General features: G+C 53.4%; 18 protein-coding genes and 2 pseudogenes. 5 read left to right on the top strand and 15 right to left on the bottom strand.

Features of this window, described 5'->3' with window-relative positions:
• Positions 1-227: 227 nt before the first annotated feature.
• Positions 228-571: pseudogene (locus WNY37_RS18325) on the top strand (iron-containing alcohol dehydrogenase); the annotation flags it as partial.
• Between the two features lie 103 nt (positions 572-674).
• Here WNY37_RS18325 and WNY37_RS18330 read toward each other — a convergent pair.
• From WNY37_RS18330 to WNY37_RS18350, 5 genes are all read right to left on the bottom strand, one after another.
• Positions 675-1,478, bottom strand: a complete 804-nt coding sequence (locus tag WNY37_RS18330; RefSeq protein WP_342974915.1) for an inositol monophosphatase family protein — start codon at positions 1,476-1,478, stop codon at positions 675-677.
• 88 nt (positions 1,479-1,566) lie between these two features.
• Complete coding sequence (locus WNY37_RS18335; RefSeq protein ID WP_342974916.1) at positions 1,567-3,582, bottom strand: putative 2-aminoethylphosphonate ABC transporter permease subunit; 2,016 nt, start codon at positions 3,580-3,582, stop codon at positions 1,567-1,569.
• Positions 3,582-4,688: a putative 2-aminoethylphosphonate ABC transporter ATP-binding protein gene (locus tag WNY37_RS18340; protein ID WP_342974937.1), complete on the bottom strand. Its 1,107-nt coding sequence runs from the start codon at positions 4,686-4,688 to the stop codon at positions 3,582-3,584. The genes WNY37_RS18335 and WNY37_RS18340 overlap by 1 nt, the downstream gene beginning before the upstream one ends.
• A gap of 100 nt (positions 4,689-4,788) precedes the next feature.
• Positions 4,789-5,808, bottom strand: a complete 1,020-nt coding sequence (locus WNY37_RS18345) for a putative 2-aminoethylphosphonate ABC transporter substrate-binding protein (RefSeq protein ID WP_342974917.1) — start codon at positions 5,806-5,808, stop codon at positions 4,789-4,791.
• Between the two features lie 83 nt (positions 5,809-5,891).
• Positions 5,892-7,556 carry a Na/Pi cotransporter family protein gene (locus WNY37_RS18350; protein WP_342974918.1) on the bottom strand — a complete coding sequence of 555 codons (1,665 nt, stop codon included), beginning with the start codon at positions 7,554-7,556 and terminating at the stop codon, positions 5,892-5,894.
• 386 nt (positions 7,557-7,942) lie between these two features.
• Between WNY37_RS18350 and WNY37_RS18355 the strand changes: the two genes are divergently transcribed.
• Positions 7,943-10,366 (top strand): FAD-dependent oxidoreductase, encoded by a 2,424-nt coding sequence (locus WNY37_RS18355; protein ID WP_342974919.1) that lies wholly within the window; start codon positions 7,943-7,945, stop codon positions 10,364-10,366.
• 20 nt (positions 10,367-10,386) lie between these two features.
• On the top strand, positions 10,387-11,319 hold the full coding sequence (locus WNY37_RS18360) for a choline/ethanolamine kinase family protein (RefSeq protein ID WP_342974920.1): 933 nt from the start codon (positions 10,387-10,389) through the stop codon (positions 11,317-11,319).
• Positions 11,320-11,402: 83 nt separating this feature from the next.
• Here WNY37_RS18360 and WNY37_RS18365 read toward each other — a convergent pair whose 3' ends face one another.
• From WNY37_RS18365 to WNY37_RS18395, 7 genes are all read right to left on the bottom strand, one after another.
• Positions 11,403-12,332: a DeoR/GlpR family DNA-binding transcription regulator gene (locus tag WNY37_RS18365; RefSeq protein WP_342974921.1), complete on the bottom strand. Its 930-nt coding sequence runs from the start codon at positions 12,330-12,332 to the stop codon at positions 11,403-11,405.
• Between the two features lie 179 nt (positions 12,333-12,511).
• The gene (locus WNY37_RS18370; protein ID WP_342974922.1) at positions 12,512-15,082 is read right to left on the bottom strand and encodes a DUF3857 domain-containing protein; all 2,571 of its coding nucleotides are present in this window, start codon (positions 15,080-15,082) and stop codon (positions 12,512-12,514) included.
• Positions 15,083-15,406: 324 nt separating this feature from the next.
• On the bottom strand, positions 15,407-16,123 hold the full coding sequence (locus WNY37_RS18375; protein WP_342974923.1) for an alpha/beta hydrolase: 717 nt from the start codon (positions 16,121-16,123) through the stop codon (positions 15,407-15,409).
• Positions 16,120-17,676 (bottom strand): ABC transporter permease subunit, encoded by a 1,557-nt coding sequence (locus WNY37_RS18380; RefSeq protein ID WP_342974924.1) that lies wholly within the window; start codon positions 17,674-17,676, stop codon positions 16,120-16,122. The genes WNY37_RS18375 and WNY37_RS18380 overlap by 4 nt, the downstream gene beginning before the upstream one ends.
• Positions 17,673-18,728, bottom strand: coding sequence for a betaine/proline/choline family ABC transporter ATP-binding protein (locus tag WNY37_RS18385; RefSeq protein ID WP_342974925.1), 1,056 nt, complete (start codon positions 18,726-18,728; stop codon positions 17,673-17,675). The genes WNY37_RS18380 and WNY37_RS18385 overlap by 4 nt, the downstream gene beginning before the upstream one ends.
• An 85-nt stretch (positions 18,729-18,813) precedes the next feature.
• Entirely contained in the window at positions 18,814-19,779 is a 966-nt protein-coding gene (locus WNY37_RS18390) for a glycine betaine ABC transporter substrate-binding protein (RefSeq protein WP_342974926.1), read from the bottom strand.
• A gap of 32 nt (positions 19,780-19,811) precedes the next feature.
• The gene (locus WNY37_RS18395; protein ID WP_342974927.1) at positions 19,812-22,139 is read right to left on the bottom strand and encodes a DUF1989 domain-containing protein; all 2,328 of its coding nucleotides are present in this window, start codon (positions 22,137-22,139) and stop codon (positions 19,812-19,814) included.
• A gap of 108 nt (positions 22,140-22,247) precedes the next feature.
• Here WNY37_RS18395 and WNY37_RS18400 point away from each other — a divergent pair, with 108 nt between their 5' ends.
• Both WNY37_RS18400 and WNY37_RS18405 read left to right on the top strand, forming a co-directional pair.
• Positions 22,248-23,258, top strand: coding sequence for a LacI family DNA-binding transcriptional regulator (locus tag WNY37_RS18400; RefSeq protein WP_342974928.1), 1,011 nt, complete (start codon positions 22,248-22,250; stop codon positions 23,256-23,258).
• 446 nt (positions 23,259-23,704) lie between these two features.
• On the top strand, positions 23,705-24,181 hold the full coding sequence (locus WNY37_RS18405; protein WP_342974929.1) for a hypothetical protein: 477 nt from the start codon (positions 23,705-23,707) through the stop codon (positions 24,179-24,181).
• Positions 24,182-24,264: 83 nt separating this feature from the next.
• On the opposite strand, the pseudogene WNY37_RS18410 reads toward WNY37_RS18405, so the two are convergent.
• From WNY37_RS18410 to WNY37_RS18420, 3 genes and pseudogenes are all read right to left on the bottom strand, one after another.
• A pseudogene (locus WNY37_RS18410) lies at positions 24,265-24,633 on the bottom strand (RidA family protein).
• A gap of 9 nt (positions 24,634-24,642) precedes the next feature.
• The gene (locus WNY37_RS18415) at positions 24,643-25,629 is read right to left on the bottom strand and encodes a putative sulfate exporter family transporter (protein WP_342974930.1); all 987 of its coding nucleotides are present in this window, start codon (positions 25,627-25,629) and stop codon (positions 24,643-24,645) included.
• A gap of 39 nt (positions 25,630-25,668) precedes the next feature.
• Complete coding sequence (locus tag WNY37_RS18420; RefSeq protein WP_342974931.1) at positions 25,669-26,685, bottom strand: D-cysteine desulfhydrase; 1,017 nt, start codon at positions 26,683-26,685, stop codon at positions 25,669-25,671.
• Positions 26,686-26,707: the final 22 nt, after the last annotated feature.

The raw sequence follows: 26,707 nt of genomic DNA on the forward strand, positions 1-26,707 counted from the left end.
TTGGAAGTCGCCACCAAGCGCGTGCCCTGTCAGGTGCAGCTTGGCGCGCTGTTCGACCCGTCGATGAGCCGGGTGAAGACCTAGGCGTAGGCCCTGAGGCGGAATATCCATGAGTAGTCATGTGAAAAAGTATACTAGTCAGTGCATTGCTGATGCATCACCGGCGCTGCAAGATGGTGCGTCAGCAATGGTTGAAATGCTATCGCGTGGCGGCACCAAAAGTGTCATTGCGCGCTATTCATACACTGAGCCATCCGATCGGCGCGGTTAATAATACCCATCATGGAACCCTCAACGCAGTCTGTATGCTTGCTGTGCTTGCGTTCAATGCACCACAAATCCGTGTCAGATTTGATAGCGCGGCAGCGTATCTGGCTTTGATGGCTTTTGCGCCTATGTGTAAGAACTAAACGATCGCCTTGGCATTCCTCCCAAGCTTTTGGAAATGGGCGCGGGGGCCGATCGCATTGATGAACTGGTTGCCATGGCGCTTAATGCCCCCAGCTGTGGCGGTAATCCTGTTACGCTGACAGCGGAAAATACGAAGGCTCCATTTGAGGCATGTATTTAGCATCCTCGCAAATGTGATCAGCGCGCCATAGACATATGGCGCGCTGATCTGAAGCAGAATGGCTGAATTGAGGACAGTAGAATTACGGCCCCATTTCCGCGGTTTAGGCTCGCGCCAGGAATTGCATCGCTTGGCGGTGCAATTCTGGTGTGGAGGCTGCAATCACGCGTCCATCAGAGTGGCGATTCAGATTGTTCCCAGACCAATCAGTAATAGTCCCACCCGCGCTTTGGACGACGGGAACAAGCGCTAAATAGTCATAGGGCTCCAGATTGGCCTCAATCACCAAATCGACATGACCAGAAGCAAGCAATCCATAGGAATAGCAATCGCCGCCGAACCGGGGGACCGCGGTCGCAAGCAGCATCGCTTCGATCTTTTGTCGATCTTCGGCTTCAAAATAGAGGACATTGGTAGTGTAGAAACGCGCCTCGTTTAATGCCTTACATGTCGAAACTTGGCATTGTTGCATCTGGCCAGATGCGTCTTCGAATGTGCACTTATCCCCACAGACACCTACCCACCTTTCGTTTAGGGCGGGCATGTCGATGATGCCAAGTTCTGGCGCGTCGTGCGATAGCTTCGCGACCAAGGTTCCCCAGATTGGCCATCCTGTGATAAAACTGCGTGTCCCATCAATTGGATCGACAACCCAGAGATCAGATGCTTCGAGATTGAGAGAGCCGAATTCCTCCCCCAAAAAACCATGTGCTGGGTAGGTGCTTTCGACCAGATTGCGGACCAGTGTTTCGACACGTCGATCAATGGCCGTTACCGGGCTCTGATCATTCTTGCTGATGATGGCGTTGTCTTTGCGAAAGCCCGCCAGCGAAATTTCACGGGCGTCATCGGCCAGTGATTTTGCAAATTTGACAAAGCTATCCGCCGGTATGTCGAGTTCGATCATGTCATGTTCCAAATGTTAGCGGTTCTTTTCGGTGCGATGGGCACAAGGTCTACCCTTGTCCGTCTATAGATTGAAAGCGTCCTCGACACTACCTATGTCGCCAGGCTTGGGTGCGTCTTAGAACCCCGCGTGATATCGCGATGTGAATCAGCCGCGCCGTGACGTTTGTATAAAAGATCATCATGCCCATTGCTGCGGCAGGGGCAATGTCGCCTGCATCATCCATGTTCAACACTGCGATTGATGCAAGCGATGTTGAGGGTGAATATAGGAACACGACGGCTGAGACGGTCGTCATTGCATTCACAAAAAGATAGATTGAGATATCCAGCACCGCAGGCATGCAGACCGGAACCGTGACCCGTGCAAATAATTTGAGGGTTGGTTGTTTCAGCGAAGCCGACACCGATTCAAATTCACGATCCATCTGCTGAAGTGCCGTCACGGCCGTTAGATGCGATACTGAGTAAAAGTGCGTCACAGTACAGACCACCAAGATGGCCATTGTGCCGTAGAGCGCGTTAAGCGGGTTATCTGGGTTATTGAAAAAGAAGATATACGCCAGGCCCAGTACCATGCCGGGAATTGCCATCGGCAACATTGCGAACATTTGAAACAATGATCGACCCAAGCCAAAACCATTGGATTTTTCAACCAGATAGGCTCCGAAAAAGATCACCGATGTGCCTGCCAAAGCTGTCAAGATCCCAAGTTTTATTGAATTGAAGTACGAAGCCCAGCCTCCTCCGTCCATGCGATCGAACTGATAATTCTTGAGGCTTAGACTCATGTCATAGGGCCAGAATTTGACCAAGGCCGCAAATTGACAGACCAGTAACATACCCAGAATAAAGACGGTGATCAGACACGAATAAGCAAAGAACATGCGGTCCGTTTTCGCGTTTGGGTTAGGTTGATAAGGGACGGACCGCGCCGACAGAAGTGCGACTTGCTTGCTTTGTACCAGTCGGTCGATGCCAAACGCCAGAATAGCCGGAAACACCAATACGACAGAAACCACTGCGCCCATTTCAAAGTTCTGCTGGCCGATGACTTGCTTATAGATATCAACCGCTAGAACATTGAATTGCCCACCGATTACTTTGGGCAGGCCAAAGTCGGTGATCACCAGATTGAACACCACAAAGGCGGCAGACACGAGGCCATACCGTGCGCCTGGAATGGTGACTGTCCAGAATGTACGCCAGCGCGACGCCCGAAGGGATGTCGCCGCCTCGTACAGCCTGGCATCAGAGATCGCCAATGCTGTCGAGATAATCAAAAAGGCATGCGGGAACGTAAAAAAGACGGAGCCAATTACGATACCAATGGGACCATAGATGCTGGCACCAAAAAGCAGCTCCTTGAGCATGCCCTGATTACCGAACAGATAAACTAGCGCAATACCGGGTAGCAGGCTGGGGACAAGAATCGGCGCCATGGCGATCAGCCGGAACAGGCCTTTAAATCGCATGCACGACCGATTGAGCGCATAGGCAAACCAGAACGCCAGAGTCACGGTAACAATCGTGCTGATAGTGGCGATTATCACCGAGTTCTTGATCGAATTCGACAGGGCCGGTGTGGAGAAGTAGTTAACGAAATTGCCCAGTCCTCGTGATCTAACCGGGCGCAGCTGTACGCGGCGGAATGTGTTACTGTCCAATTCTACCCAGTCGGGTTCGGCGTGCTGAGTGGACCCGACAAGAAATTGCCCGCCCTCAGTTAGGTTTCGAACGCGATAGAGCACCGAACTGCGAAAACTGAAGTCGGGAAAAAACTGCGTTGCCGATAGCCGCCCATCCGAGCCCGCCGTCAGATCCTGATCGGTCAACACCTGCAACTGCTCATTAAGGGCGGCGGGCGTCACCGGATCAAATGCAAAAACGCCCTCTTCGTCGCTGACCTGAAATTCGTAAGCGGATAGGTCATAGCTGTAGGTCGAAAACGCCTTGGACAGCATCGCGTAAAGCGGAAATACCAAAGTGATCAACAGATATAGTGCGATGACCATCATGCCACCGCGCATGATAATGTCGTCGCGGCTGAGCGTACCTTTGATCTTTGGACCGACCGGAAGCTGGGGTGTGCTGGTGATGCTCATCACAATCCCCTCGGTACATCAAATGCCATTAACCTGTTGGCGGGCATTTCAATCGTCGTCATTGCCCCTTCGACAATTTCAAGTCGGCGGACAGCGTTGATGGAAAAATCTGCTATCAGTTCATTTTTGTCAAAACATGTGTGTTTCAGGCGGCAACGCCAGAAGGATCCTAAAAACTCCATTTCGCTCACCAGTACCTTTAGCGAATTCACCCCTGATGCGTCGCCTGCATCGTCGTTGCCATGCGGGATGACATCTTCGGGACGGATAGCCGCGAGAATGTCAGAATCCGGCGCAAATGTGTGTGGGATGCAGTTCATCTCTACACTCCCGATGTGCAGCGTGTTGGCGTTACCCGTTTTTGCAGCAATCTGATTCATCTCACCAATGAAATCTGCAACAAACAGTGTCTCGGGTTCGCAATAAATTTCTGTGGGCGTGCCGACCTGTTCGATCATGCCATGGTTCATCACGACGATGCGGTCCGCCATGGCAAGGGCTTCTTCCTGATCATGGGTTACCATAACCGTGGTAACACCCAACTTACGTTGCAATTCCTTGATTTCGTGGCGCAGGTGAACGCGGACCTTTGCATCAAGAGCGGACAACGGCTCATCCAAAAGCAGCAATCCGGGGTTGGTTGCAATCGCACGTGCCAACGCGATGCGCTGCTGTTGTCCGCCCGACAATTGGGCCGGGTATTTCTTGCCTTGTTCGGGCAACCCGACGAGTGCCAGCAGTTCGGAAACCCGTGCGGTAATTTCTGATTTGCTGCGCCCAGTATTTTCCAGGCCAAAGGCAACGTTTTTTTCAATGGTCAGGTTTGGGAACAATGCATAGGATTGGAAGACAATGCCAAAATCGCGTTCAAACGGGGGCAGGTTCGATACATCTTTGCCGCCTTGTCGCACGCAACCTCTTGATTGTAGGTCAAGTCCCGCAATCGCCCGAAGCAGGGTGGTTTTACCACAGCCCGAGGGGCCCAGAAAGCAAACGAATTCGCCCTCGGTGATCGAAAGATCGATATCCCTGAGTGCAACGAAATCTCCAAATGCTTTCCACAGGTTTTCAATGCTGAGGTATGGCTGGTTCTCCGCGGGCTTCATGGTCACGTGATTGTCCTTTGTCGTCAGGGCCACCGCATTTGGGTGTGAAATGGAAAGGTATTGGGGGCGATGTCACCGCCCCCAAAAAAGGCGTCATAGGTTATTTTGCGTCTGACTTACCGTCGTATCGGCTGGACCATTCGGACAGGATTTTTGCCCGATTATTGGCTGCGTACTCGAAGTCGTTGACGATCATTGCGTCAAGCAAGCCTTCCGGGAAGTGTTTGACTGGCTGCGCGATGCCGGGGATGGCAACAACGGCGTAGGAAACGTTATACATCTCCATCGCTTCACGGGAGACAGTGAAGTCAACAAGCTTCTTGGCCGCTTCAAGCTTCTCCGTACCAGCGATAATCGCTGTCGCTTCCATTTCCCAACCGACTCCTTCTGACGGAACGATAATTTCGATGGGCGCTCCGTCTGCTTTCGACCGCGCACCCCGGAATGCGAATGATATGCCAATCGGAATTTCACCTGATGCCGCAAGTTTGCAAGGCGCTGAACCAGAATGTGTGTAGCGCGCGACGTTCTCATGGAGCGCATCCATGTATTCCCAGGCTTTTTCCTCACCAAAAATTTGCATCCAGCTGGACACATCCAAAAACCCGGTCCCAGAAGAACTTGGGTTGGGCATAATGATGTGGTTCGCGTACTGCGGGTCTGTCAGATCTTGCCAGGACGTTGGCGCCGTAAGGCCCAGGCGCTCGCCTTCGACAGTATTGAAACACACTGCTGCAACCCAAGCATCCATGCCAACCCATGACGGTACTTCATCACCATCAACGAATTTTGGATCAAGCGCTTCGACCCCAGCGGGTGCATAGGGCTCCAGCATGTCCTCAGTTTTGAGCAGAAGCAGTGAAGTTCCGGCCAATCCCCATACTACATCCGCTTGAGGATTGTCGCGTTCGGCAAGCAGCTTAGCGGTAATTACGCCGGTGGAATCGCGCACCCAGTTGATCTTGATGTCGGGATGGATCGCGTTAAAGGTTTCAGCATAGCGCGGCAGATCTTCTGCCTCAACCGACGTATAAACCGTCAGTTCAGTCTCGGCCACTGCTGCCGACGCAAGCAAGGTAGCGGCGGCAATCGACGCTTGTATGGTTTGTTTTATTCTCATGGTCGTCTCCTCTGTTGATTAGTTTGGTAGTGGTAGGTTTTGCCTAGAGGCCCGCCTCCAACGTTTTTTATATTTTGTTTTTGCTAACCCGTTGCCTCAATCGTCTCGATCAACCGTGTTTCCAATAATTGACCACCGCGGTATAAGATCGGATAGGCGACCGACGCGATCTGGCTGTTGAAGTCACGAAACGCGCGTAGTGTTTCGAGGTGAATGTCACTTGATTCGAAACTCACACCAGAGCCATCGCCCAGCCGTTTGAGGTGCTTTCTTCGGCTTGCACGCTCTACGCGTGTGATCTCATTTTTTTCTTCGAGCAGTAGGCGTGCACTTTCCAGATCACCCGAGATCAAGACATTCGCAGCGAGATTCATATTCAAAGTGATCTGGTCGTGCATATTGGTCAGCTCATCCAAGCCAGCCTTAGAGAAGCGTAGGTTTTGTGCACTTTTCTGCTGTGCGAGCACCAAAAACCGTTTGGCAATAATATCGCCGGCAATTTCTAGCGCGATGGCGTATTCCGCTAACTCGCGGACTTCCTTCGTTTCTTGCTTGTTCATAAGGTCGGCAGGGATAGCAGCCACATAGTGTCTGATGCCGTCCAAGGCGGCATTGACAACATCATCCTGCGCGCGTGTCGCGAGCATCTGTTGCTTGTCAAAATTTGAATAGAGATCCATGACCGGCGCGAACATGGTTCCTACTACCTGTGACATGCGTAAAGTTTCTCGGCGCAAGCTGGCAAGTGCTGGTGCCGACATGGTTTGGGGCGTTTTACTCAGCAGGGATACATGTGTGGGGTTGGTCAACTCGGACACAACCTGATCCGAGAATATACTTTTGAGAGGTGCTTCAAGCCGACCACAGAACATAATCGCAGACAGGAGAAATGCGTTGAAGAGAACATGTGTGTTGATAAGTGCCTGTCCTGGCCCCCAGCCGTCAACAAGCTGTATCAGAGGGAAGTTTGCGCATGAAAACAATGCAATAACTGCCCCGGTCCCTCGTAGGATAAAGTTACCCATAGGGATACGCTGCGCTTTAGGCGACATTCCCCGCGTCAGCCAAATGGGTATGAGCGCGGAACCGAAATTTGCGCCAAGCACCAGTGAAACCCCCGCCGAAACAGGCAGAGCGCCAATGCTGACTATTGTTACGCACATCAATATCGCCGCAACCGACGAATGCATCACGAATGCGAGTACGGCACCCGCAATAAATGCAGTGATAAAATCGCGTTCAAGGTAACTTGCGACCATCGGCAATACGTCACTTCCCGCGATGGGGCTCATTGTTTCACGCAGAAACCGAAGCGAAATGAGAATGAATGCAATGCCCAGTACGATCCGTCCGGCCTGCTTCAGTTTGCGCCGATCGGATTTGATGAAAAGGCCCCCGCCAATGGCGAGCAGCAACGGAACAAGCCATTCAAGCTTAAATGAAAGAATTTGGATAAGCAGAGCGGAGCCCAGGTCAGCACCCAATACAATTGCTAAACCGGAACTGAAGGAGAGTGCTGCAGTTCCAGCAAAACCTGCAACCAGCAACCCAACTGCGGCCGAACTTTGCAGAACGATGGCCATCACGATCCCGGTCGACGCCGCGCGAAGAGGATGCGTATCAACAGCAAGGACACGCTGAAAGGAAGCCCCGAATGCCCGCTCGATTCCGGTGCGGACCATACGCACCGAATACAGCAAGAGCATCGTCGCCCCGGCAAGTTCGATTATGAACGAAACTATTGTCAATATGGCCCCCGCTCAGCAATCCAAGTTCCTGACCGCATCCAAAATGGTCGCTGGCGCAAGGTGTAGAGTGCGCAGCATACAACCATTAGGCCACATGAAATGTCAATATAAGCCACATAAAATCACTAATTTTTTAAAATAACCACATTAACCCATATCCACGGCATGTTTTGCGCTAAACTGTGGTTCGCCGAGCAATCGCATCTGCGCTCGGCAGGCGTGGCCAGTTCCATTTCGAAAGCTCCCTAATTTTGCGGCTGTTCGTTCACGGGAGCGATTCTGGCTTCACCCCAGCGTAGCAACAAAAAAGAACATATATGTTGATATGTGTTGAAATTTGTGTTGATCTTCCGGCCAACGAACTTTTCCGGAAGGCAAATCCACCTATGTCCGACCACTCAGTTAAGCACCTTATTATTGGTGGCGGCATCATCGGCTGTTCCATCGCCTATCATTTGGCGAAATCCGGCGAGCAGGATATCGTCCTGATCGAAAAAGCATCGCTCACCGAAGGAGCCACCTGGCATGCGGCGGGGTTGGTCGGGCAGTTGCGGTCGTCACGCAACACCACACGGATGCTGAAACGATCCGTGGCGATGTATGACCGTCTTGAAGAAGAAACCGGGATGGCATTTGACTGGAATAGGGTGGGGAGCTTGCGGCTCGCCGCCACCAAAGAACGTCTTCTTGAGGCAAAGCGGCTGGCAACGATGGCGCGCAGTTTCGATCTGGAGATGGAGATCATCACACCAGCCGAAGCAAAAGAGCTGTTTCCCTATATTGACTCCGATGGGTTGGAAGGAGCTGCCTTTATTCCATCGGATGGCCACGTTGACCCGGCCAGTCTGTGTCAGGCAATTGCCGCAGGTGCTCGCCAGCTCGGTGTGCAGATCAGGCAAGGTGTCAAAGTCACAGATTTTGACGTCAAAAACGGCAGGATCACCCGCGTCATGACATCAGACGGAGACTATGAAGCCGAAACCGTGGTTCTGGCGGCAGGGATGTGGAGCCGTGAATTGGCGGCGAAACTGGGTGTTGTGGTACCCGCTTGCGCAGTGGAGCATCAGTATATCGTTACAGAACCACTGCCAAACCCTGAGTTGGTGAAAGGTCTGCCGACCCTGCGCGACCCTGAGCGGCTGGTGTATTACAAGCCGGATGCGGGGGGGCGTCTGGTCATTGGGGGCTATGAGGAAGGAACGCTACCTTTTGGTGATCGTGGAATACCTGGTGAATTTGTGCGTCAGTTGTTGCCAGACAATCTGGACCGTTTTGCGCCCTTGGCTGAAATGGCTGGCCAAGTAACACCGGTGGTGAACGAAGTGGGCATCCGGCAGGTGATTAACGGTCCGATACCCTATTCTGCGGATGGTGATTTTGTCATGGGGTGGGCTCCAAACCTCGACAACCTGATGCTGTCGACCGGGTTCCTTTATGGTATCGCGGCCGGTGGTGGAGCCGGGGAAATGATCGCCGAGTGGATACTTGAGGGTCGTCCCAGCCTTGATCTTTGGCCGCTAGACGTGCGGCGGTTCAGCCCACATCATGCCACAAAGGCGTTCATGTATCCGCGTGCAGTCGAACATTACGCCCACCACTACAAAATGCGTTATCCGGGGCAGGAGGCTGAGACCGTGCGAAACCTGCGCCTCAGCCCGCTTTATGATCGGCTCAGGGAACACGGCGCTGTTTATGGATCAAAGAACGGTTGGGAGCGGCCATTGTGGTTTGCCCCGGAAGGCGTGGAACCTGTCGATCAATTGGCGTTCATTAATCCGGGCTGGAAGAAATACGCGGCTGCGGAACATGCGGCTGTGCGCGATGCCGTTGCGCTGATTGACCAGTCCAGCTTTGCCAAGTTCGAACTCATTGGCCATGGCGCACTGGAAGCATTGCAAAAGATTGCGGTGTCCAACATGGATAAACCTGTGGGCAGTGTGATTTACACCCAGCTTTGCAATGAGGCGGGCGGAATTGAGGCCGATTTGACCATTACCCGCACGGGGGCGGATCGGTTCTATATTGTCACCGGGTCCGGGTTTGGTGTGCATGACAGCGATTGGATCCGCCGCGCATTGCCTAAAGATGGGTCGGTGCATCTGCTGGATGTGACGTCGGCCAAGGCGGTGATTAATATCTGTGGCCCCAAATCGCGCGAGGTGTTGCAACAGGTTTGCGAGAACGATGTATCGAACGCGGCATTCCCATTTGGCACAGCGCAAGAAATCACCATCGGTGCCGCCCATGTACAAGCAGTCCGAATTGGATATGTCGGTGAACTGGGGTGGGAGTTGCACGTGTCAACGGAGTTTGCCCGCCATGTTTATGATTGTCTGTGGGACGCAGGGCAGGCGCACGGAACACGCGATGTCGGATATCGGGCGATTGAATCGCTGCGTCTGGAAAAAGGATATTTGTATTGGAGTGCGGATATCACGCCAGACTACACTCCAATCGAGGCAGGCCTAGGGTTTCGCGTGCATCTGAAAAGCAAAGGCGATTTCACGGGGCGCGCAGTGCTTGAACGCCAAAAAACTGATGGCACCGATCAACATCTGTGCACCTTTGTCTGCGGAGATCAGCTGCCAATCACGGGCGGCGAAACCATTCTAAAACAGGGCAAGACAGTCTCGCAGGCTTGCTCTGCCGGATATGGGCATACGGTTGGAAAGACTATTGTTTTTGGATATTTGCCGACGTCGCTCGCAGATGAGACCGAATTTGAGTTGGAAGTGTTTGGTGAGCGTTACAGGATAAAACGCTTTGCTGGCGCGGTTTATGATCCAGAGAATGCGCGGCTCAAGGCCTGATTACACGGGGAGTAATATGGATGACTGGTCAAAATACCGAAATTGTGCTCGACGCCCTAAGAAATGTACCTGGGTTTCAAGAGCTTGACGCCACCGCGACCACTATTGAACGGATGGGCGGACTGACAAATCTAGTCTACCGGGTTGAAACTGGGGGACAATGTGTTGTCGTTCGTATCCCCGGAGAAGGCACGGAAGCGTACATTGATCGGGCGGTCGAAATCCACAACACAAAGATTGCTGCGGACGCCGGTATTGGGGCGCGAGTACTTTGGGCTGACAGCAAGACCGGTGTTCTGATTTGCGATTGTATCGAGGGGATCGAAACGATGACCCCCGAACTTTTCCAGAGCCGCCCACGCTCGCCTGCACGGGCAGGGGCGGCGTTGCGTCAACTGCATAACGCGCCAGAGCCGTTCGAGTTCCGGTTTGAGCTGTTCTCGATGATAGATGAGTATCTAGCCTTGCTTTCGGAAAAAGTCATCGACCTTCCTGAAGGCTACCATGCGGTAGTTGCCGAGGCAGCACCAATCAAAGAGTTGCTGGCCAGCAAGCCAATTGCGCTGGTTCCCAGTCACTGTGATCCGCTGTGCGAAAACTTTCTAGATGATGGCACCCGTATGTGGATAGTTGACTACGAATATTCAGGTATGAACGATCCATTTTGGGATTTGGGTGATCTTTCGGTTGAAGCAGGTTTAACTCCGGCGCAAGAACTGGAAATGCTCACAGCCTATTGTGGCGCAGTACCAACTGCAGCTCAGGTCGGGCGAACGGCAATCTACAAGGCAATGTGCGACCTATTGTGGACACTTTGGGGCCTTATCCAGCACGCCGACAAAAATCCAGCGGATGATTTTTGGGCATATTCGATCAACCGCTTAGAGCGGTGTAAATCTTTGATGAATGATACGGCTTTTGCAGGCCATCTCGCCGCAGTGGACGCGGGATAACGAAACTCTCCCTGACTGGCGGGTGCGTATCTTTGGTGCGTACCCGTTTTTTGAACGAGAGAATTGGTAAGCGATGTTATTGTCTATTGAGTATTTGCCGCTTTGCGTATCGGATCAGACGAATGGCCGGGCTTGGTCATTTCCGAAGAACCGGCAACGATCAGTTGGTGGTTCTCGAGCATATCGGAAAACCGATCATCAGGCTGAACGTCACAAACGATTATGTCCTCGGGCCGAAGCTCTGGAAGTCTCAAGGGGGGCATTGGTCCCTCTGTCATGAGTTTGGATTTGTCTACTGCCATGATCGTTTGCCTGGAAATATCGATCATCGCCTTAGCAACATCCACCTCACATTGATCGTGCCCAAGAAATCCATATGCCGGATGCACACCCGATGCTGACAGGATGGCATATTCAACCGACGTGCTTGCGATTACATCAAAGGCGGCCTTATCAAAGGCGGCACCATCATGGTTGCGAAGCTGGGTGCCGGCCATGAAAACCCGGTTTCCGTCAATCATTGAGAGGGTACTGGCCACAAACACCGAATTCGTCACGATGCTGAGGTTTTTTTTCCGCCGCAACGCCTGTGCGATAAATCCAGAGGTCGATCCTGTGTCGATTGCCAGCGAGCTTCCATTCTTTATCAAATCGACAATGCAATTTGCAATTGCGACTTTGGCTGCTCTGTTTTTGTTCATTCGAGATAGAAAAGGTGGGTCCATCAAGTTACGGGTGCTGACAAGCGCGCCGTGAACTTTTTTGAGGTCGCCCTGTTCTTCCATCGGCTTGACGATCCGACGGATCGTTTGATCAGAAACATCGAGTATCTGTGCGAGTTCCATCACAGCTACGGTGCCGCGCAGGTTCACGATGTTCAAAATTTCCTGCTCGTGTTTCGACATTTGGCTGCTTTCATGTTGATTATTGTCAGGATATGAGAAGTATTTCGACCATTCAAGGCTCGCGTACAACCAAAAGTGTTGATTTATGGCTTCCTTTAGCTGCAACACGTGATCGCCCGCGTAGTCCGGGCTACGCTCGGTAGCAGCGGAATATCTTAGCTCTATATCTGGGGAGATACTGCAGTCTAAAGCACCCCTTCGTTTCAACACTCAGGCTATTGCGCAGTTTTTTTGCAAGCGGTCATTGCACTGAAAGTGCAGCTATGCTCGGGTCGACCAAGTCTGGATCAAAGATAGCTGAATACAATCAACCCGAAGATTGGCGAAAACAACGCTAGCATTCCAAGTGCGGGCCATCCAAACTTGGAATTATGCCTTATGCAATCCGGGCATTCTTCGTTGAGCTTATTGACATGCCGTACCACCGGAATCCAAGCAATCATACAAGCCATCCCTAACAAAGATAGCCATTCAGGCGCATCTGGTTGACGCTCGTAAACGCGATCACAGATTGCGCCGACTAGGATGACGATTGCGAGGAAGACCCCAATCGTTCCAAACCGAGTGGAGTTGTCAGATTTTTCGGCCATCCTTTTGAACAGGTCAAGATTTGTGAAGATCATAAAAAAGGCGCGCCAGCCGGGTGAGATATCCTGAGAATCTATGTCCCTTACCCATCTCCAGTTTTTGTAGCTCCAAAATATCGGGTAAATACCCAGCGTCACAGTCGACATGATGACAAATTTCGTTGCGGAGACCGGGTGAAACACCTGCTTAGGCATCCATTCTACGTCACGCTTGCTTAGCGCTAAGGCCACGATCAATGATAAGAAAACCGCTGAAATGTGCCAAATTCTGATTTTTTTCTCAATATCCTCAATTTCTGCCAACCAATTGATCAAGGCATTGCCCTCAATTGCATTATTGATCGTCAAAGAAACCCCGACCTGTTCCCGGGCTTCCTGAATGGAGGCCATGGATTTTCGAAAGTCTTTTGCTGAAATTTCGTTCGATTTGCTCTGATAGCTAACTTCTTTGGCGTAGATATTATTCTCAAAACGTTCAATTGTCAGAGACCTGAACGCGGGCTGGTCGATCAGTCGAATATTGTTCTCAATGTCCCAGGTGCTATCTAAAATGAACCGCAGCGTTTGCTTGCTGCGCACAGGATGTGGCAGTTTGTAGGGCATTGTTCGGGTCGCGCCGACGAAGGATGGCATATCCTGCAACACGTCATGCGCTTGCGCATAAAAGGTCTGCATTTCTGGAATGTCACCGTCTTCCCAAGCGTCAGGGATACGGTAAGAACCAATGATGGAAATTGAGCCGCCAATATCGTCAACTTCCAGCTTAAGCGGCGTCAACTGCGTAATTTGCGGAAAGGCGTTTTGGAAAAAATTTAGAAAAGATTTCTCGGCGGCGGCGGCACCTTCACGGTTGTACCAAGCCAGCATTCCGTCCGCCTGCCCCATGTAATAGGTTGAGACGCTAGAGAGCGTGATCGCACCAGGCTCCGCGACGATATCGTAGGTGTCGACGATTTCTTTCCAGAATTCAGGAACTGGAACCGGAGCGCTGACCATACCCGGACTGTCTAAAGCGACTACGACCCCCTTGCCGAAGTCACCCTGTTGCAAGTGTTCCAAATCACCAAGCTGAACGCCGCGCGTGGGATCAAGATAATAGGTCTTATCATTGATCGAAGCCGATACAATAATATGGTCAAACACGCCATAAGACGGAATAAAGGCGTCCACGGCGTCTGTTTTTTCGAGATTTACGAGGAATGGAACCGCCTCTATTTCCAGCTCAGCTAGAATTGCAATGAGCAGCAGAGTCATGTCCTTACAATCGCCAAATCGGTTCCGAAGCACTTCATCAGGCTGGCGCGGGATGTAGCCACCTTGGCCGAGTTCGATTCCAAGGTAACGGATTTCTCGCTGCACAAAGTCCAACGCTGCGCGCAAACGATTTTGTGGTGATTGATGCTCGGAGCGGATGGTAGAAGCGATTTTACGGACTTTTTCTGAATTCAGCGTGGATACATCATAAAAGGGCGCGAAATATGCACCAACCGCGTTCCAACTGTCGAAGGTGCTGAATAGCGTACTCGGAAAGCCCGGATGAGATGGCGGGAGGTTAGAGTCAATGCTTAGCGCAGGCAGGTCCCGGATATCCCAAGAATACTCCGTCTGATCGCCAACCTGCGAAATCATAGGCGTTTGCACGGCACCAAACGGCTCAATGTTCAACTCGGTGCCAGCAGGTATCAGCAACCGCTGGTGCAGATGTTGGACGGGCACACCATAGCGGTGTTGAAAACCACCAACGAAGTGCGGTCCAATCGCTGGATTCTTACCCGATACGGAATAGGAATAGTCGAGAATATCATCAACACGTACGTCGGGAATAAGATAAGAAAGTTGCAGAGACCCGTTATAAATCAACTTCTCCCGATCGGTTTCGACGCGATACAGATCGAACAATGATGGATCAAGGATGTTTGCGCTTTCCCCATCGCGAACACGTGTGAGGTGGTGAAATGAAACTGTCTGATATGCCGGGTCAAAATTGACCGTAATGGTTGAATTTGCTTCAACGGCGTTGGGGGTCAGCAGTTGCTCGACATATCGGACATAGCGCTCAGTGCTGGCTTGGCTATAGCGGGATTGCCTATCAACCAATATATAGTTGACCTCCCTTTCGCCGCTTTTTTCAAGATCTTGCTCTGGGCGCTCAAGCTGCTTTACCCAATCCGCCGACGGACCCGTGGTAAGGAAGTCGTCGATGCCTTGTGCCTTTGCCGACGAGAATAATGAAATCGCGACAATAACAGCCGCCAAAAAAATATGGCGCACCCTTGCCCCCTTAAAGCATCATTTGTGTTTTATTGGCAGAATTCCGGGGGTTAATCACTACCTAAATCACGCATCGACAATAAAAGTGGTTTTACTCTCATTTCGAAGTTTACTTGTTCAAACGAAATTGAACGTTGGACAAAACTTTCAAGATTTCAGGGCAGGTTGCGCACGACCACAATGTCGAACATTCACTGCGATCTCGCGAAATAAAGATCGGCTAGGCAGCCACCTTTTACCGCGTTTGAGGCGCCGCAAACGCGCCACTACAGGCATTCAATAGAAGATACTTGTCCGGCCTTCGGCGTTACAATTGCGGGATCCTCATGAATTGGCTTCCAGAAAATCACTAACCAGCTGATTAAACAGAAGCGGGCTTTCCAGGTGAACCGCGTGCGCGCAAGCAGGCAACACCGCGATTCGGCAATCAGGTATGTTGCGCCATAAGGTTTCAGTTTGAGACCATGAATATGTACGGTCGCGGTCGCCCCAAAGCACAAGTGTCGGCAATGCAATTTTTTCAAGATGAGCAATCCCGGACCAAATTTGCATCGCTTCCAACCCGGCAATGATTGCCTGCAATGTGCTCGCTTCTGCGATCTTGGCACATGCTGGAAATTCCTGCGCGGCTTCTGTGTCTAGAAACCAAGTCGCGGTAATCCTGCGAGCCACTGATTTCGCCCCATCGGCACGGGCGCGTCGGATAGAGGTTTCAATCGGTTCGAACCGTCCAGGAATGACCCCTTCTGCGCCTGTTGCATATAGGAGAAGTTTACACACGCGGTCCGGCGCAAGTCGGATCATCTCTTGGGCGATCATTCCGCCCATAGAATGACCGAGTAAGTCGAATTGTTCGGTGCCGACTTCGGCAAGGACCCACTCGGCGAACTCCGGAATGGAGCGCAGCGCGTCTTTGTGCGCGTTTTTGCCAAAGCCAGGCAGGTCAATAGCGATCAGTTCTCGATCTTTAGCCAGCGGCGCCTGCAAATTCCATTGTTCACTGCCGCCCATGAAACCATGGACTAAAACAAGCGGTGTCATTTTCGCTGACCCTGTACGATGCGATCAAGGATCATGGCGCAGAATAGGATAGCAAAGCCTGCCAGAATGCCTTGTCCAACATTCGCGTATTGAAGAGCCTCAAGCACATCCTCACCCAAACCTTTGGCGCCGATCAGCGAGGCAACGACCACCATGGCCAGCGACAACATGATCGTCTGGTTGATGCCAGCGCGGATCGACGGCGCGGCCAGCGGCAGATCGACCTTGGTCAGCAGATACCATTTGTTGGCGCCAAAACTGATGGCCGCTTCGCGCACGGATTCCGGAACGCCACGCAGTCCCAACACAGTCAGGCGCACCACCGGTGTGCCGCCAAAGATCATCGTGACGATGACCGCCGCCGGTTTACCGACGCCAAAGAACGCAATCACCGGAACCATAAAGACGAAAGCAGGCATGGTTTGCATGAAATCCATAATTGGCTGGATAAACGCGTAGAATCGAGGACGTCTCGCCGCGAACATGCCCAGAGGAATGCCAATCGCGATGGACAGACATGCCGCTGTTCCCAGCAAGGCCAGCGTGGTCATCGCCGCCTCCCAGAACCCCAGAAGGCCCATATATGCCAGAAAGGCGCTCGAATAGATCGCGGTGCGGATGCCCGCTGTTAGCCAAGTCAACAGGACGATCAAGCTGGCGATTACGATCCATGGGGTCTGCACCAGGATGACTTCAAGCGCATCCAGGAGAGCACGGATACCAATTGTCAGCACATCAAAGAAGACTTCGCTGTTGCGGACGCACCATGCAATGAAATCTTCCACCCAATTGATACCGGTCAGGCGGATATTTGGATCCGTGGGAAAATGACTGAGCAGGGAAAACCGTCCAGGGAAAGAATAATGCAACATCGCAGCGGTCACGATCAGCGCCATGAAAATCGCACTGAATACGATCTCCCGAACTGGCAAGGCCGAACGAACCGACCGATCGGACATCCAGTCTGAGAACCGCGCTTCAAGCGCCCAGTTGGCCACGATAGCCTGCACCGCCTTGACGATCAGCAAAATGGCAAGGCCGGTGAAGGCAATACCTGGGCCCTCTCCTGCCATTGCTTCGGCCTCAGCCCGAATACCGCCGATGTTTTGCTCCAGCGACTCAACCGTTCGGCGATAGACATCAATCTTATCGGAATTGGTTTCAATTGCTGCTTCCAGTTGCTTGCGGCGCAACTCAAGCGTGCCCTCGATCGACGCGATCCGCGCCATGGCGTCGGAGGCCAGATCTCCAAACAATCCCCGGGCCATCTGCACAAAGGCCAGCGTTTCAATGATCAGGAAGGGCAGTGCCCAGGTCCACAACCCCCGCGCGCCAAACCAGACCGGGCCAAAAATACCGGCCATCAGGTTGAAGGTGGGGGTAAAGCGGGACGAGGCGCCGATCTTGTCGAAATTGGCGATGTAGTAATCTGGATTGGTGCGTACGAAGGTGCGGATATTCTCGCGCCGTTCCTCGGCATAGGCCAGAGCCGCTTCGCTTTCGGTGTCTTCCAGCGGGTTCACGCCATCGGGGTTCACATCAGAGGTGCTCATGATACTTCCGTCCCTTCGATCACAGTGCGCAGCAAATCGGCGCGGGTAATCACGCCAACATCCACGCCGCCGTCTTCGACCAGGATTGCGCTGCTATTGTCGATCGCCAGATTGATCATCGTACTCAGGTTTTCGCCTTCATTGACGCGCGGGGCGTCGGCGGAATGCGGGCCATGCGCCGCGACATGATCAGCAATGGGTTGCATCACTGCATGGGCGCGCACCACTTTGAGGCGCGAGATACCCGCCACGAAATCCGCCACGTAGTCATCGGCAGGGTGCATGACGATATCTTCAGCAGTGCCAATCTGCACCACCTTGCCGTCGCGCATGATGGCGATGCGGTTGCCGATACGAACGGCTTCATCAAGGTCATGGGTGATGAAGATCGTCGTCTTCTTCAGAATTTTGCTGAGCCGGATAAATTCGTCCTGCAACTGGCGGCGGATCAGCGGATCCAGCGCCGAGAACGGTTCGTCCATCAGCAGAACATCGGGGTTGGCGGCAAGGGCGCGGGCGAGGCCGACGCGCTGTTGCATCCCGCCAGACAGTTCATGCGCGAATTTCGAACCCCAGGCGCCCAGCTCGACAATATCGAGAATGGCGGCGGCTTGGCGCATGCGCTCATTCTTGCTGACTTGCCGGATTTCCAGAGGCATCGCGACGTTGTCCAGCACCGATCGGTGCGGCATCAGTGCAAAGTTCTGGAATACCATGCCGATCTTGTTGTTGCGAAACTGCTGAAGCTCTTGCGGACCAAGCGCCATCACATCGGTGCTTTCTATCTCAATCTTGCCATCGGTGGGTTCCAGCAGGCGATTGAAGTGGCGCACCATTGTGGATTTTCCACTGCCCGAAAGGCCCATGATGCAGAAAATTTCGCCACGGTTGACTGACATGCTGACATCTGCCACGCCGACAACGCAGTTGAACTCTGCCAGCACTTCGGCCTTGGTCAGGCCGCGATCCCTGATCGCCTGCAAGGCAATCTCGGGTTTGGCACCGAAGATCTTCCAGACATTCGAGATTTTGATAACGGTATCGTCGCCCATGTGTCCCCCGGAGGTTTTTTGTTTGGGTTGCGCCGTTTCAAGGTGGCGCCGAATATGCAGCGCCACCTTGGTTTTCATTTCTGGATCAGAGACCCAGCCAAGCGTCTACGCGATCAGGGTTCGCTTCAACCCACTCACGCGCTACCTCGGCCGGATCACGGCCATTGGCGCTGATCTCATAGGCAAAGTTCGACACGTCATCCGAGGTCACCTGGAAATTGGTGAAGAATTCGGCAATCGCAGGCGAGCGATCCACCAGCGAGTTGGACCAGGCGATTTGAACATCTTTCAGTGCATCTTTCGACGCGACCATGGACTTGTCGAACCAATCGGGATCGTCCGAAGGCTGCACCATCACGTATTTTTCGGGATCAAACGCAGGCTCAGACAGCATTTCAACATCAAACATGAACCACACGGCGTGGGGCTTGTAGCAGTAGAACGCATAGCCCTCGCCCTTGGCGATACTGTCTTTGATGCGCGCTGTTTTCACGCTTTCCTCGGCCCGGATCGGCTCGATGAAATCCATCAACCCGTAATCGCGCACCTTCACCTCGTTCACATTGGCCGAAGCCCAGCCGGGCGCTCCGATCCACATCTCACCACGGCCATTGCCGTCGCTGTCCATCAATGCGGCCACGTCCGGGCGACCCAGGTCGGCGATGTCAGTGACGTTGTTGGCTTCGCCAAAATCCTTGCTGACGCAAAAGCCTTGATTGCCCTCGTAAGGGTTGGATGACAGCGTTACTGTGCGCGCCTCATCGACATACTTTTGGGTAAAGCTCTGCTGGTTGGGCAGCCAGACATCAGGATGTACATCAATGTCACCCTTTCCCTGATCCATCGCTTGGAAAATCGTCGCGTTGTTTCCCGGTACATATTCGACTTTTCCGCCAATCCGCATTTCGACAACAGCCCCCAGCAGATGCGCAATCGCCTGCGCTCCTGTCCAAGACGGCACGCCAATCTTAACCTCTTCTGCAGCAAAAGCCGGTAGCGCAAAGACACTGACAGCGGCCGCGAGGCCTAATGATTTCAAACTTGTTTTCATCGTTTCTTTCTCCCGTTGGTTTTTCGTTAGGTTTATGCACGTGCCCGCTTACGCGTCGGGTCTATGAATGGAGTATCGGTGATAGTCGCGCCGAGGCGCTTCATACGTCCGTCAAGCTGCCCAATTTCCAACCTGGTATCATTTTGAGAATGCTCCACCGACAGACGCGCGATCGCTATACTGCGTTCAAGAGACGGTGATCGGGTTGCAGAGGTCACAGTGCCCACGTGACGTTCACCAGCAAACACGGCCGCACCATGTGCCGGAACGTCATCACACTCCAACAACAGCCCTTTGAGCACCCGACGTGGATTTTGTTGGTTGCGTTCGAGGGCATCTTTGCCGGTGAACTCTGATTTAGTCAGGTCCACAGCAAATCCTAACCCGGCCTCAAATGCGTCAACACCTGGCGCAAACTCGGCATTGCCCGCCGCCAGCCCAGCTTCAATCCGGATAGTCTCAAGCGCAGCCGACCCCATCGGTGTGATACCAAACTCTTCGCCTGCCGCCATGACCGCATCCCAGATGGTAACCGCGTCGGCCTTAGCGCAGAAAATCTCATATCCAAGCTCACCCGTGTAGCCCGAACGTGACAGCATAAACGGCGCACCATCCCGGTCGTTTAGCCGGGCGACAGAACAGCCAAACCATTTGAGTTGATCAAGCATAGGCACATGCGGCTGTGTAAAGACGATCTTGCGCAACACATCGCGGGATTTTGGCCCTTGCAGCGCCAAATTCGGCAAGGCATTCCGCATCGCATGGATGCGCACCTGAAATCCGTGTTCCTCAGCCGATGCCTGCAGAGTTCGCCCGCTCTCTTCGCTGCCACAACACCAGCGAAACAGATCATGCCCGAGCCGGAACAAGGTGCCATCATCGATAACCGTACCGGCTTCGTCACACATCAATGTATAAGTGCCGCGCCAGACCGGCAGTTTGGCGACATTACGCGTCGTCGCCAGTTGCAACAGCTTCTCGGCATCAGGCCCGATAATATCGAATTTGCGCAGCCCGCTCATGTCCTGCAGGGTCACGGCTTCACGGCACGCCCAATACTCGCCAAGTGTCCCATGCGACGGAAAGCTCACCGGCGCCCACAGGTCCCGCGCAGGCGCAAAGTGCTGGGTCAATGGTTCCAGTCGTTTATGAAACGCAGATTCCTGACTGAGGGACATTGGTGCGTCTTCCTTTTCGCGATAAGCAACGGCGCGACGAATGGGTGTCTCGGGTCGGTAAATCCGTACATGCACATCGGTCGGGTTCCAGCCGTTAATCGGATCGATGTCATCCGGGCACGCGGTCGAAACACAAACCAGATTTTCAAGCGCCCTCATGGCGACATAGTCACCGGGGCGCGAGTGACTTTCGTCTACCAGAAGCTCGTGAGAATTGGGGTCAATCCAAGTATTCCAGAAGAAATTGATCGCCGGCCATGCCGAACGGCGCTTCACGCCATAAGGACCAAGCGCATGGGAAATATTGTCAGAACAATTGACGTGCCCCGGGAAACCGCGCTCCGCGTATCCTCGTGCCGTGCAGGCCAGACCGTAGGTATCATGTCGTCCGCAGGTGTCTTGCACGACATTCAGAAGCGGGCGCATTTCGCCGTCGAAGAACTTGTCGAGCATGCCGGGGCTCGGGTAGGCGCGTCGCACCATCGATCGAGTTGCGGTGCTGTCGATCAGCCATTCCTCACCTTTGTCGAGCTGATCGGCGCGCAAGGCAACGAAATCCGAGCATTGTTGCCCCTCGACATCAATGATCTGGACGATTTCACCCTGTTTTAATTCGTAAGACATGCCCGTGCCGCGCGTGACGGTGAATTCATCGCGCACATCCCCCAGTGGGTCCGGAAGTATCGGGCCGGTTCCACCAGAGGGCTGATGCGTAATCGTGACTGAGCCGCCGCCAGAGCCGTTAACCAACTGGTCACGGCCCGCGACGCGCGACAGCCATAAGGTTGCGGAGCTACCGGCCCTGAGAACAAACTGGCCATCACTTGCTGGCAGGCGGGCGGCAGCGATGCTGGCGCTGCAATCACCGCCCTGCGCTGCGATCCAGCCGATCAATTCTGTTAAGTCGGCCTCAGCGCTGTTCAGCTGTCCTGACGCAGCAAGTCCAATGGTGGACAGCGCATCTTTTCCGCGGGCGTCAAACGCCGAAACGTGTAGCTCACCCTCGGCCCAGACGCCGGTAATGGACAGAAGATCGTCAGGGCGCATTGCGATCTTCCTGACTTCCCGCGGTGCCAGCGCCAGTGTCCGTTCATGACCTGGCTTCTGAAATCCGGCAAACAACCGCGCGGGTGTAGCGTGCCCGTTGTTGCTGAATTCGTGAAGGATGGCGCCAGCGTACATTGTTTTCCATGAGTCGCAAATGTAACTGGTTACATAGCTTGATGTAACTGGTTACATCTGTCAAGTATTAGTAAAGTACCGAGAGGGTAGTCCAACCATAGGGGCGAAATGGAAAGCCGACCAAAAAAGAAACGGGCCAACCTTCGTGACGTGGCAAAGGCCGCTGGTGTTTCCGTTGCGACAGTCTCACGGGTTCTGAATTCTCCAAAAGCTGTTTCTGAAGAGACACGATTGCGCGTACAGGAAGTGATCGGCATGTTGCATTTCGTGCCCAGTGCTGCCGCCCGCGCGATCAATTCCGGCAGAACCCGCGTCGTGGGCGCCCTGGTCCCAACACTAGACAACGCGATCTTTTCAAGATTTCTCGCAGCGCTTGAAAAACATCTGGCAAAGCATGGTTTATCGCTTGTTGTTGCAACAACGTCTGACGATCCCGAGATTGAAACGGAAAAAGCAAAGGGGTTGGTTGATATTGGTGCGGAAGCGCTGATTGTTTCCGGTATTGCGCACAGCCCGGATTTCGACAGGCTGATCGAACAAACGCGCCTTCCGGTAATAGCCACTTCGTACTTTGAAAAGAGCTATCATTTGCCGACTGTCGGCTATGACAATGCAGGCGCTTCCCGCCTTGCTCTTAACTTCCTTCTGGCTGCAGGGCACAAAAATATTGCCGTAGTTCACGGACCAGTCAAAAGCAACGACAGGACTCAGGCTCGACTTTCAGGTTTGAAGAACCCTGTTTCTAGCCACACTTTACAAATGTTCGAGACAGATATTTCAGTTGAAGGCGGCTGTGCCGCAACTCTACGTATCCTCGAAAGGGACACAGTGTTTACCGCCATTCTCTGCTTTTCCGATGTGCTGGCCATGGGTGCACTTTTCGAGTTGCAAAGGCACCAGATAAGAGTGCCTGATGAGATGTCATTGGTCGGCATCGACGATCTGCCTTTTTCATCCTGCACTTTTCCCGAAATCACGACCATTCACTTGCCGGTCGCAAGAATGGGCGAGGCCACTGCCCAAGCGGTAGTTCACTGGCTCGACACTCAGGTTGCTCCTAAATCGGTGCTTCTCGAGGCAGAACTGATTGTCCGGAATTCCACGCGAGAATTGAATTAAAACAGCTCCATCAATTTGAATAAGTTTGGGTGACGCGAAGGGAATTGTCGCCTGTGATACGTGGTGTCCTTTCCTAAATCGGCGGGTACTACTGGGCTTTGCAAATAGGTGGGAGGCCGCGGTCTGAGGCCCGCAAATGTTCGTTTCTGCACAGTCGGCTTGAAGGGGCCAGAAGTGGACATCTTGTATCCAACAAACTAGTCTTTTTCGCTGACGCGATGTCCAGTTAACTGTCGCTAGTGCACTCGCTCGCTTTGCCCGTATCCTGTGTGTTTAGGCAGGGTGCAACGAATGACCGGTCCAGCTTGGTCACGCTCGTGCCATACCGGAGCGGAGAGGGGGACACGTTAGTTGGCCTCAAGCTAGCCGTGACATGCTATCGGATCTTCAAGGCCTGGTAGTTGGCTGCTAGGTTGATCTGACCACACCGGCGTTAGGGAACTTTAATGAAGCATCTAAAACCCTTCGAGCCCAGAAATGTTCTAGCTTTGCCATTAGCAACCATGAAGGGGTGGACGCTAAAGCGGTATGCCATCCTGTCCGTAGGTTGGAATTTTGAGGACAGAATTGTGTCATCTGCACTGCAGGCCGCAGTGGAACAACTGCCAACAGCCGGCGACATCTTAAATGCTGATACCAACCATGGTGTCGGGTTTCAGATCATCCACTTTGCTGAGGTCGCAGTTGTTGCGCCCACATTCTATTGGCATTGGGGAAGCGTGTTGTCCAATGTGGAGCAGATACGCGCGCAATGGGATCGGCCAACTGAATTCAGCCAAAGTGCTAATGACGTCGTTGGTTGCGTTTGGGAAATGGATATTGTGAGTTTCGAAGTGGCCGCTTGGAAGTCGACGATTTTAAGCAATGACGGCGCTCCAAATGATCGGTTGTCTCGATACACTGAAAACCATTATTTAGCATAAGATAGACTACGGCTGGCCGGGGCCGCGAAACGGCCCATTCCGGATATTGAATCAGCTTGTCCCGGTGGCGGGCGCGGCTAAATTCAGCGGCGGACAGCGGTAATAATGATCTCGACTTTGTAATCTGATGTGGCGAGAGGCGCGCCGCCGCCTGCCCGGGCAGTTGCATGGCCCGGCGCAACCCAGTTATTTCAAACGGCGTTCATTTCCGCAAAATCATCCATCGACGCCAGCCAGTTGGTGGACTGCAGGATGTGTTCTTTGTCCGATCCGGCCTCTGCCAGCAGATCATCGATCTGCGCAAGGATCGATTGGGTTTGCTCGGTCACGCTAGTATCAGGTGCGGACACCTGACCTGCGAGGTAAACCATATCGCCAAAGGTGACGATCTGACTCATGCGGGTGCTGGAATGATAACGTTCGAGCGGGTCATGGAGCGGGTTCTTTCGGATGGTGGTGAATCAGAAGCCGACGGTCATGACAAATGTCACAGCGATGACGAGTAGAAAGAGCGTCTCGGCGATCAGGATTATCCCGTAGCTGGGCTTGACCCGCACCATGGTCGCGAGGCTGGTTTTCACACCCAGTGCGGAAATGGCGATCACGAGGCACCAGCGTGATAATTCTCCGATCAGGTCGAGCACTGCGCGCGGGATCAGGCCCGTGTTCGCCAGAATAGCAAGGACGATGAACATGATCAGAAACCACGGCACGCTAACCCGCTGGCTTTGCGCGCCACGGAAACTGGCCATGACAACGATCATCACCACAGGCAATAGCGCGACGCGCACCATTTTCACGAATGTCGCGATAACGCCCGCCTCGTCGCTTACGGTATAACCCGCACCGACCACCTGCGCGACATCATGGATGGTCGCGCCGATCAAAAATCCACTCTCGAGGTCACTCATCCCCAAGGCCCGAAACAGCACGGGATAGGCGATCATCGCGACTGTCGACAGGGCGGTGACACCGATCACGACAAACAGCGTGTCCTGTTCACGGTCGCTGCGCGGTGGCAGAACCGACGCGATCGCCAAGGCGGCAGAGGCCCCACAAATCGCCACTGATCCCCCCGCCAGCAACCCAAACGCAAGACGGCGGCCAAACAGAAACGACAGCAACGCCCCGAACACAAGGGTCGCCATGACGAAGCCGACGACAACTACAACTGCACCCAAACCGATGCTTTCGACGTCACCGATGCTCAGACGTAGACCCAAAAGGCCGACGCCAAACCGCAGCAAGGTTTTGGCAGAAAATTCGATGCCGACCGCGCAGGCCGCGTCCTTAGCCAAGAAATGAAACGCCATCCCTATCAGTAATGCAAACAACATCGCTGGAGCGCCGTAATGTTCCGACAAGAAAGTCGCAGCGGCCGCAATTACGCACGCCAGCAGCACCCCACCAAAGTGGCTGTCCCATCGAGACCTTAGCGTCGACACCATGGGGCATCTCCTCTTGCGGTTCGACCGCGGGGGCGGCGGTTAGGCCACCCAACGCTTGGAGAAATCGAACGCGCTGTCGTAGCCGAACAAGGCCGCCGATCCACCAGTGTGCAGGAACACCACGCGCTCGCCTTTTTTGAAGTGCCCCTTGCGGATCAGATCAATAAAGCCAGCCGCGCCTTTGGCGGAGTATACCGGATCAAGCAGGATCGATTCCAGTTCAGCAAACATCTGAATGGCCTCGATACCGCTTTCGGTTGGGATACCGTAGCCATCCCCGACGTAATCGGTATTTGCGACCACATCTTCGCGTTTCACAATGCCCGCACAACCCAGTTTTTCAGCCGTGGCACATGCAAGGTTATAGACGTTTTCTTCTTGCTTGGCCTTGGGCGCTCGCACACCGATGCCAAGCAATGGGATCTGCGCATTCATGGCCTTGAGGCCGACAATCAGACCGGCTTGTGTGCCAGCACTGCCCGTCGCATGAACAATGTGATCAAGTCGAAGGTTGCCGTTGTTGGCTTGCGCCAGCATTTCAAACGCACAGTTTACGTAGCCTAGAGCACCCGTCGGGTTCGAGCCTCCGCCAGGAATGGTGTATACTTTTTTGCCATCTGCACGCATCTGATCGGCCAGCGCTTCCATCTCGGCGTTCATGTCACCGCCGCCTGCGCGTTTTTCCGTGGTTGCGCCATGCAGGTGATCCAACAACACGTTGCCGTTGTGATTGTAGTTGTCGTTGTTCGATCCGGTGCGATCTTCAAGCAGGATGTGGCAACCCATGCCCAGCTTAGCTGCAAAAGCCGCCGTCTGACGGGCGTGGTTGGATTGCGTGGCACCTTGGGTCATCACCATCTCCGCGCCTTGCAATTCGGCCTCGGCCATCAGGAATTCTAGCTTGCGGGTCTTGTTGCCGCCGGTGGACAGTCCGGTGCAATCATCGCGTTTGATCCAGATTTCGGGCCCGCCTAATTCTTTGGTCAAACGGTCCATCCGCTCGAGCGGGGTTGGCAGATGTGCGATAAAGCGTCGGGGAAAACGGGCGAGATGCATGTGATGCTCCTGAGGTTTGTTT

Origin of the sequence: Henriciella sp. AS95 (assembly GCF_038900055.1) — a bacterium.
In the GTDB taxonomy this organism is placed as follows: Bacteria; Pseudomonadota; Alphaproteobacteria; order Caulobacterales; family Hyphomonadaceae; genus Henriciella.